At 60.6% G+C, this 2,053-nt stretch carries 1 protein-coding gene; it reads left to right on the plus strand.

Features of this window, described 5'->3' with window-relative positions; all coding sequences use genetic code 11:
• Positions 1 to 539: 539 nt before the first annotated feature.
• Positions 540 to 2,053: ATP-binding protein (locus tag HQL56_19805; protein MBF0311763.1), on the plus strand; the 1,514-nt coding region annotated here is incomplete at its 3' end.

Consider the following 2,053-nt stretch of genomic DNA (forward strand, 5'->3'; position numbering starts at 1 on the left):
CGGGGTAACGTGTATGTAAATTTGCAGAAATAATTTGTGGACGGGGCGAGATATTTTTTGGCGCGGCTACCGAGCCGGTTCACACCCTCCCACTCCACCCGCACAAGGCGCTGTATTGTACATCCCGACACCTGTGGACTTGCCACCTCTGCCGAAATTCTCTATTATCCAATATCATGGTCGTGACGGCAATACATGCCATTATATCCTTATTTCCGTTTTAATCGTGCGGCATGATCGGCTGTTTGGCTTATTGACCCCGTTAACGCCTCATTACCGGCCCGATAAAGTGCAGGACGGGACAATTCGCCACCCTTGTTGAAGAACGCCAACCCCGACAGGGGAACATCCCCCACAAAGCCGTTATCGGGGATAGTATCGTTGTTAACCCGGCCTGCCGCCGGATGACGGCTACTCCATAACACGACGTACCGACCGGGAATACCTGCCGGAAAACCGGGGCAGACGACTCAACCGCCGTTGGCGGAACAGCATCAAGAGCAACAACCCGTTGGCAACTTGTGGGGGATGATCGGTTCATGGGCAAACAACAGGGCAAAACAGGCCACAAGTCGGTCCTCATTCAGATCGCCGGGGATCACAACCGGGTTTCCGTCGGCCAATTGGCGGCCTCGTCTCTGGACCTCATCCCCCCGAAGCCTCGGGGCGCGGTATCGATTGCCGCAGACAACATCCGCTGGCTGTGGGCGGAAAACCGCATTCACCCTTTCGTGGGCCGGGATGACTTGCTGAACCGGCTGACGGACTGGCTGAAGGAGGAGGATACGCCGCTTTCGGTGCGGGTCATCACCGGTCGTGGCGGCTCGGGAAAGACCCGGCTGGCGCTGGAGTTGTGCGACCGGGCGACGCAGGCGGGGTTTCAGGCGGGATTCGCGGAAGGCGAGGCCTTTCGCGAGAGTGTGGCCCTCGGGGAACAACGCGGCTGGCGCTGGAAAAAGCCCACCCTGGTGGTGCTGGACTACGCCGCCAGTCTGGTGGACCCCCTGCATACCTGGTTTCTCGGTTTGATACAGCAGGAGATGAAACACCCCTTGCGCATCCTGCTGCTGGAGCGGCACGGCCAACCGGGGGCAGGCTGGTGGCAAAGCCTCTTCGCGCCCCCCGGATCCGACCGGGAGCGGCTTACAGATGGGCTCCAACTCGTGGAGCCCATCGAGTTGCCTCCGTTGTCCCTGTCGGAGCGGCGCAGCCTCTTTGCCGAGGCGTTGCAACGGGCGGGCAGCGCGGAAACCATTCCCCCTCTCGGAGAAAACCTCGATTTCGACCGGGACATGCAACATGGCGAGGAGTGGGGCGACCCCCTCTTTCTGCTGATGGCGGGTCAGTGGGCCGCCGCCAACGGGGTGAATGCCGTCCTCTCCCTGACCCGTCCGGATCTGGCGATGCGTCTGGCGCAACGGGAAGGCCAATGGATCACCGGCTCAAAGACCATAAATGAGGAAGATGACGAACAGACCCTGCTGCGCCACCTGGCGGCGCTGGTCACCCTGCGCGGCGGGCTGGATCGTCCGCAACTGGAAAGCCTCATTCCGGCTGAAATCGAGGCCATGGCCTGCGGCACGACCTTGAGCCCCCGAAAACTGGCCGCCCGACTCGAATCGGCCCTGGGCACGGACCAGGGAAAGGTTATCTCCCCCATCAAACCCGATCTGATCGGCGGCGCTTTTCTGATCCAGTATCTCGGTGAGGGTCAGGAGGAGAAAAGCACTTCCGCCGTGCTGCGCGCCCACGCCACCGCTCCGCAAGCGGTGCTGCCCCGTGTGGTGCGGGCCGGAGTGGACTTCGCCTATGCCACCGGACGTGACTTTGCCTCGCTGGCTGCCGAAAGGGAATCAACAGCCGAACACCTCCTGCAATACACCAAAGCGCCGGTATTCTGGCTAGAGGCTCTTATCGACCAGGCGCAAAATGATCTTGGGCAACTCCTGGACTTTCAACGGGAACTGCCAAAATTCAGTCTTGGGTTGGAGCCTCTCATTGAAAAAGTGGATGCCGCCTTTGAGGCGTTTCACCGCCGTACCGGAACTCCTGA

It is taken from the genome of Magnetococcales bacterium (genome assembly GCA_015231925.1).
Taxonomy (GTDB): Bacteria; Pseudomonadota; Magnetococcia; order Magnetococcales; family JADGAQ01; genus JADGAQ01.